Below are 6,113 nucleotides of genomic sequence, written 5' to 3' on the forward strand. Positions count from 1 at the left end.
GCAGGGAAAGTCCCCTGCCAGACGCCGAATAAAACGTGGCCTGTATCGTTCAGATACAAACAGACTCATCAACGCGGATATCAATGCCGCATTGCAGATCCTGAAGAAAGTAGTCCCAACAGCCTATGCCAATGGGATAGAGGGGATTGGATTATCCCCAATCAAGCTAAATCTGAGCTTTTAAGTCAGGTTGGCTCGATAAAATATTCCGAACAGAAAACACGACTGCCAAACGAATTGTAAAGTTGTCCACGAGAGCAGATTATTCACTTGATCTGTTTGTTGACTGGTTATTCTATTAGGTTGAGTGAAGCTGTTCTATGCTATTAACTGCTATGTCATTTAACATAATAAAAGTAGATTGAACTAGGAATTTATAATCTGACCACTCGAAAGCGCTTCTTCTTGATCATCCAACGGAAGCCAATTCAACACATCCAAGATCATTCGATCCCAAAAATCCCAATCATGACCGCCTGGAATTTCTTTCCAAGTCACCTCGTAACCAAGTTCTTGAAGCTCTTCATAAAACGCATGATCCCACTTGTATAAATCATCTTCCGTTCCACAAGCCAAATAGACTTTTGGAAGATCTGCTTCTTTTTCGACAAGCTTCTTAGCTAAAAAATGAAAATCCTTGTTCGAGCCGAGCAGCTTATCTAGATCGCCAAACACGCTTTCTAAATACGAACGCCGCATAATAGGAAGTAGCGCTTCTTCGCTCGCGTTCACGAACGTCTCAATATGAAGCGCGGCGCTCAAGCCCGCAATGCGTGAAAACAACGTGTTGTATTTCAACCCATTCACGATGGCGCCATAACCACCCATGCTCAAGCCCGCAATATACGTATCTTCTCTATTTTCGGAAAGTGGGAAGATCTTTCGCGTTTGAACAACGAGCTCTTCGATATATTGAGAAAATTGATCCGTTGATTTGTCATGATCGATATAAAACTTGTTTTCACCTGCCGGCATGATCACAGCCAAATTTCGATCTTGCGCCCATCGAACGATCCTTGTCCCATTGACCCAATCGGTCTCATCGCCAAATACGCCATGCAGCAAATACAAAGTCTTGAAGGGTTTTTGTTCTCGAACCACATCATCAAAATATACTTTATCAAAGGGTAAGATCGCTTGAAAATGCACTTGCCGCAATAAAGCTTTGGAAAAATAATCAACCTGGATCAGCGCCATGAAGGATCAAAGTCCTTTCTCATACAATTCTCGAGCCACATCATCTTTAATCGTGACACCTTCCGCCTTCAGGCGAGCGATATCTTCGGCAAATTGAGGCAAGTATTTTTCATGCGCCACCAACAGCTCATCCATCACTCTCTTAGCAGTCGCGCCACTAGGAATTTGTGGATTCAAATAGAAGGCCGTCAGCAATTTTGCATAATCACCCGTCACCGCCGCTTCTTCGGTCACTTGCTCCATCGCCTTCATAATCTGCAGCCATCCACGCTCTGCTGTTGGCAACTTACCAAACGCGATCGGTTTTGCCCCTGTCGCGCCAATGAAAGAAGAGACTTCGACCGCCACATCTTCAGGAAGATCTGGAATGGCTCCATTGTTTCGAGTCGTCACGACAATGTGGGCATTCTTATTCGCGTAGATCGATGCGATCGTATCACACGCCGCATCTGAATAATGTGCTCCGCCTCGTTTTGCCAGCTCTTCTGGCTTATAGTTCAAATTCGGATCTTTATACAATTCAAACAAAGCGGCTTCGGTCGCTTTCACTTGCTGCGCGCGCACACCCTCTTCAGAAGCGTATTCTTCCAACATATGGTTGAGCATTTCTTCTTGCCGATAATAATACCGATGATATCCGCAAGGGATCATGTTCATTTCAAGCAGTTGCTCCTTCATGAATGGCATATCAAAAATATTGGCCGGAATGCCACTGTCTTTTTTTGGATCATACATGGCTTCGATCAAGCCTTTCGTGACTTCATTTCCTTCATTGTCCCAAACACGATGCCAATGGAAATGATTCAATCCCGCGAACTTGTAGATCAATTCATCTAATGTCTTATCGATCGTTTCTGGCTCTTTCATCATCGCGCCGATCGGCACATTGCAAAGGCCGATCACCTTGTCCCAATGTCCATACTTCATGACGGCTTCCGTGACCATGCCGCTTGGATTGGTAAAGTTGATCAACCAGGCATTTGGACAAAGTTCCTTCATATCCTCTACGATATCGAGAATGACAGGAATCGTTCTAAGTGCCTTAAAAATTCCTCCAGGACCATTTGTTTCTTGACCCATGATCCCATAAGAAAGCGGGATCCGCTCGTCTTTGATGCGGGCATTGAGCAAACCTACACGAAATTGGGTCGTGACAAAATCCGCATCTTTGAGCGCCTCTTTTCGATCAAGCGTCAAGTGGACCCTGACATCGTAAGGAGTCGCGTCCCACATCCGTTGAGCCATGGCGCCCACGATCTCCATCTTTTCGCGTCCCTCTTCAATATCCACTAGCCAGATTTCTTTGATCGGCAATTCATCATATCGTTTGATGAATCCTTCCATCAATTCGGGTGTATAAGAACTTCCGCCGCCAATTGTCGCAATTTTAACTCCATCTTTTGCCATATAAATAGCCCTCTCTTTCTTGATTCCATTATATTGGATCCGAAATCAAAAAAAAGAGAGGGCTTACAATCCGTAACGCCGTTTCCAATTCCTTAAAAAAAGAACGCTTAGCGTGTAATCATCGTTTTATCGATCGAAGCAAGATCGGATGCTCCGCACATTTCCATCGTATCTTTCAATTCTTGGCCGAGGGTTTCCACAAGCACCTCGACGCCTTCTTCCCCAGCGCCATAGACCGCGTTCACGAAAGGACGAGCGACAAGAACAACATCCGCTCCCATCGCGAGCGCTTTAAAAATATCCACGCCGCTGCGAAGACCTCCATCCACGAAGATCTTCATTCTTCCGTCGACGACCTTTGCGATCTTCTCCAGCACGGAAGCGCTCGAAGGCGTTCCATCCAAGACTCGCCCTCCATGGTTGCTTACGACGATCGCTTTCGCACCGGCCTCTAGCGCTTTGATCGCTCCTTCTTCGCTCATGATCCCTTTGAGCATAAACGGAACAGGAGAAGCGTCGATGATCTCTTTGAGTTCTTGCACACTCTTTCTTCCCGCTGGCGGGGTGAAGCTCTTTAAAAAAGGGAGTCCTGCCGCATCGATGTCCATCGCTACCATAAAGGCTTTGCTATTTTTGACAAGCTCTAGCTTTTCGAGCACGATTTCTTTTGGCCAAGGTTTGATCGTGGGCACGCCTAAGCCATCTTGGTTTTTGATTTCTTGACATGCGTCGATCATGATGGCTGGATCCATTCCATCACCCGTAAAGGCACAGATGCCCGCTTTCTTCGCTCCAGCCAACAACGTCTTATAGAACGTCTGATCTGAATAAAGGTCGCTGTAGTGCATGGCTACCGCGCCCACAGGTCCTGCAAAAATTGGATATTTGAACGTTTTTCCAAAGAGAGTCAATGTCGTATCGATCTTTCCCTTGGGAACGATCGTATCCATCTTCACGAATACATCTTGCCAGCCTTCATAATTGCGCGTCGCCACGCGTCCGCTCCCTTTACTTCCTGGTCCTGGGATCTGGTTGCAACACGCTCTTCCGTCGCAAATCAAACACGCTTTGCAGTGAGGACCAACAAGCGGCCGGCTTTTATTCAACACTTCTTGAAAATTCATGCTTCTCTTCCTTTCTCAAAATACAATTCTACACAGGCGGGAATCTCTTTGACCGATTCCACATAGGGGGCGTAAGGAAATGGGCCAAACCCATATTTCGCCAATAAAAAAGGCACATTCGCTTTTTTTGCTGAAAGATAATCGTTTTCGATATCTCCAATATAGATCGCTTCTTTGATCTTGTTTTCTCGAATGATATCTTGGATGTTTTCTGCCTTCTGTTTATGAAAGTCGCCAAACGCCCTTGTAAAGTCTACATAGTCTTCGAGTCCGTAATAGGCCAAGAACGCTTCGATATAGCCTGCCTGACAATTGGATATGATCCCGACCATATACTGCTCGCTCATTTGAGAAAGCACTTCCCGAACATGTTCGAACAACATTCCCCCGTGACTTCGAATATAGGCGTTTTCAAAACATTCGCATCGTTTCATCACCTGTTTGCCGCGTGCCTTTTCGCACGTTGGAAATAACGTCTGCCATATGTCATCCATTGAAAAACCCATTACGCTTCGCATTTGTTCCGCACTGATTTGGGGAAGATCTTCTTGAGCCAAGATCACGTTCCACGCATCCACAACCGATTTCCCCGAATCCCATAGAGTGCCATCTAAATCGAACAAGACAGCCTTCGTATGATCCTTCATTTTTCTTCACTCCTTGAATATCATTCTAACAAAAAACAGAAAAGATGAAACAAAAAAGACGAGTCAATTGACTCGTCTGATCATTGAAATTCGACCATGATCCCGAAATGATCCGAAATCACAGGCCAATTTTTATTATTGAAAATCACTTGCGAACTTCTAACGGAAAGAGGGCGATTCGTCTTTGCGGGATCGGCTCATTTTCCCGCCAGCCATCGATTTGTCCTGAAATCGTATAGCCATCATCTTTCTCTTTGGCTAAAAGATACGTGTCGTAAAATCCAACCTGTCGAATCGTGTCATAGTTTTCGTTTCGGATCGCTGCGTCTCCATTGAAGTCTCCAAGCAAGAAAACGGGTTCCTTCTTCTTTTGGGAGATGCTTTGATTTGCCTTCTTCCATTGATTGGCGAAAGGTTCTTCTGGATCAGCCCACCATGAGAAATGGACGCTGTAGAACCAGCCATCTTCATTGCGGATCCCTAGAAGCCGTCTCGTCCGATAGTTTGAATAGCTTTTGTTTTGAGAAACAAGAAGATCTTCCACTTCCAAGATCGGTTTCTTTGAAAAGATCGCGACCCCTTCATCATACTTTCCATAGCCAACTTTGATTGGCAGCCATACCCACTCGTAATGGATTCCCTGGCCTTCGAGCATTTTTACGATCGTATAGGCATGATTATCTTGTCGAAGTTTGATTGTATCTTGGATCTGAATTTGATTCTTGAGTGGTTTTACTTCTTGTGCGCCTTGGCTTTGATTGACTTCTTGCAGACAGAATACATCGGGCTGCAAATTGGCGATCGCTTCCACGAACACTTGTTGTTTTGAAAGCATGTACTTCTCTTCAAGCGAGTGTGTATTTCAAGTAAGAAGACGCATGCGGCCTACAAAATGTCGTTGATGTCCGATTTAAGAACATCGGCTTTTGGTCCATAGACGGCTTGAATGCCATTGTTTTTTTCATCAATCCCATGGCGCCTTCTTTTTTCCATTCTGTCACGTCCGCGACTTTTTCTGGATCTTTGACCGTGACTCTTAGGCGGGTCATGCAGGCGTCGACTAGAGTAATGGTGTCTCGTCCTCCAAGAAGCGCGATGATTCTTTCTGGTTGTGAATTTCCATCGCCAGTTTTCCGTTCTTTCACGTCTTCTTCTTCATCGTTTGAATAGTTTCCATTGCGGCCTGGTGTCGCGTAATTGAATTTCCCAATCATCCAGTACGATACAAAATAACCGATCGCTAAGAATACAAGACAGGCGATGATAAAGTTGATGATGTCGCCGCCAGTCAAGCGATCAATCATTTAGAAAATCCTAGCTTGATGGCAAGCCGCACGATCGTGCCCTATCAAATCATCGTTCGAGATTCATGGTAAGCGGGAATTAAAACAGCGTATAGAAAACGCTCATCGAATCAGAGACAATATCTCTACCTGCGATGAGCGTCTTTGTTTTTATTGGCATAGGCTGATCAAATTTGGATTCCAAGGCATACATTGTTCCAGTATTTCGCTGGTCAGCTTTCCGGCATGTCTTGAGAGTTCTTTTAAAAGGTGAAGGATGTATTTGTAAGGGATCAGCCCATTGGCTTTGGCGCTTTCTACGATCGAGTAGAGCACTCCGCAAGCCTTGGCTCCTCTAGGACTTCCCGAAAACAGCCAGTTGTTTCTTCCTACCGCAAAATTTCGGATCGTCCTTTCGGCAAGCGAATTGGTCATCGGCAGACTTCCGTTGTCCA

8 protein-coding genes are annotated in these 6,113 nt (G+C 45.2%); 1 reads left to right on the top strand and 7 read right to left on the bottom strand.

Annotated features, from left to right (window positions below; all coding sequences use genetic code 11):
• The coding region (locus BO225_RS12635) for a hypothetical protein (RefSeq protein ID WP_419185466.1) at positions 1 to 184 on the top strand (184 nt) is incomplete at its 5' end.
• A gap of 182 nt (positions 185 to 366) precedes the next feature.
• Here BO225_RS12635 and BO225_RS01305 read toward each other — a convergent pair.
• The 7 genes from BO225_RS01305 to BO225_RS13050 form a co-directional block, all read right to left on the bottom strand.
• Entirely contained in the window at positions 367 to 1,197 is an 831-nt protein-coding gene (locus tag BO225_RS01305) for an alpha/beta hydrolase (protein ID WP_076340482.1), read from the bottom strand.
• 6 nt (positions 1,198 to 1,203) lie between these two features.
• Positions 1,204 to 2,604, bottom strand: a complete 1,401-nt coding sequence (locus tag BO225_RS01310; RefSeq protein WP_076340483.1) for a 6-phospho-beta-glucosidase — start codon at positions 2,602 to 2,604, stop codon at positions 1,204 to 1,206.
• A 107-nt stretch (positions 2,605 to 2,711) separates the two neighbouring features.
• Positions 2,712 to 3,728 (bottom strand): alpha-hydroxy-acid oxidizing protein, encoded by a 1,017-nt coding sequence (locus BO225_RS01315; RefSeq protein WP_076340484.1) that lies wholly within the window; start codon positions 3,726 to 3,728, stop codon positions 2,712 to 2,714.
• Positions 3,725 to 4,375, bottom strand: coding sequence for an HAD family hydrolase (locus BO225_RS01320; RefSeq protein ID WP_076340485.1), 651 nt, complete (start codon positions 4,373 to 4,375; stop codon positions 3,725 to 3,727). The genes BO225_RS01315 and BO225_RS01320 overlap by 4 nt, the downstream gene beginning before the upstream one ends.
• A 145-nt stretch (positions 4,376 to 4,520) precedes the next feature.
• Positions 4,521 to 5,210, bottom strand: coding sequence for an endonuclease/exonuclease/phosphatase family protein (locus BO225_RS01325; RefSeq protein WP_083632033.1), 690 nt, complete (start codon positions 5,208 to 5,210; stop codon positions 4,521 to 4,523).
• 10 nt (positions 5,211 to 5,220) lie between these two features.
• Positions 5,221 to 5,679, bottom strand: coding sequence for a PTS sugar transporter subunit IIB (locus BO225_RS01330; RefSeq protein WP_198936075.1), 459 nt, complete (start codon positions 5,677 to 5,679; stop codon positions 5,221 to 5,223).
• A gap of 150 nt (positions 5,680 to 5,829) precedes the next feature.
• A partial coding sequence (locus tag BO225_RS13050; protein WP_143356819.1) for a transposase domain-containing protein occupies positions 5,830 to 6,113 on the bottom strand: 284 nt, incomplete at its 5' end.

Origin of the sequence: Dubosiella newyorkensis, from assembly GCF_001945605.1 — a bacterium.
Taxonomy (GTDB): domain Bacteria; phylum Bacillota_I; class Bacilli_A; order Erysipelotrichales; family Erysipelotrichaceae; genus Dubosiella; species Dubosiella newyorkensis.

Excerpts from the sequence above, each read along its gene's own strand:
- BO225_RS01305 (WP_076340482.1), bottom strand. The coding sequence starts at position 1,197 with ATGGCGCTGATCCAGGTTGATTATTTTTCCAAAGCTTTATTGCGGCAA.
- BO225_RS01310 (WP_076340483.1), bottom strand. The coding sequence starts at position 2,604 with ATGGCAAAAGATGGAGTTAAAATTGCGACAATTGGCGGCGGAAGTTCT.
- BO225_RS01315 (WP_076340484.1), bottom strand. The coding sequence starts at position 3,728 with ATGAATTTTCAAGAAGTGTTGAATAAAAGCCGGCCGCTTGTTGGTCCT.
- BO225_RS01320 (WP_076340485.1), bottom strand. The coding sequence starts at position 4,375 with ATGAAGGATCATACGAAGGCTGTCTTGTTCGATTTAGATGGCACTCTA.
- BO225_RS01325 (WP_083632033.1), bottom strand. The coding sequence starts at position 5,210 with ATGCTTTCAAAACAACAAGTGTTCGTGGAAGCGATCGCCAATTTGCAG.
- BO225_RS01330 (WP_198936075.1), bottom strand. The coding sequence starts at position 5,679 with ATGATTGATCGCTTGACTGGCGGCGACATCATCAACTTTATCATCGCC.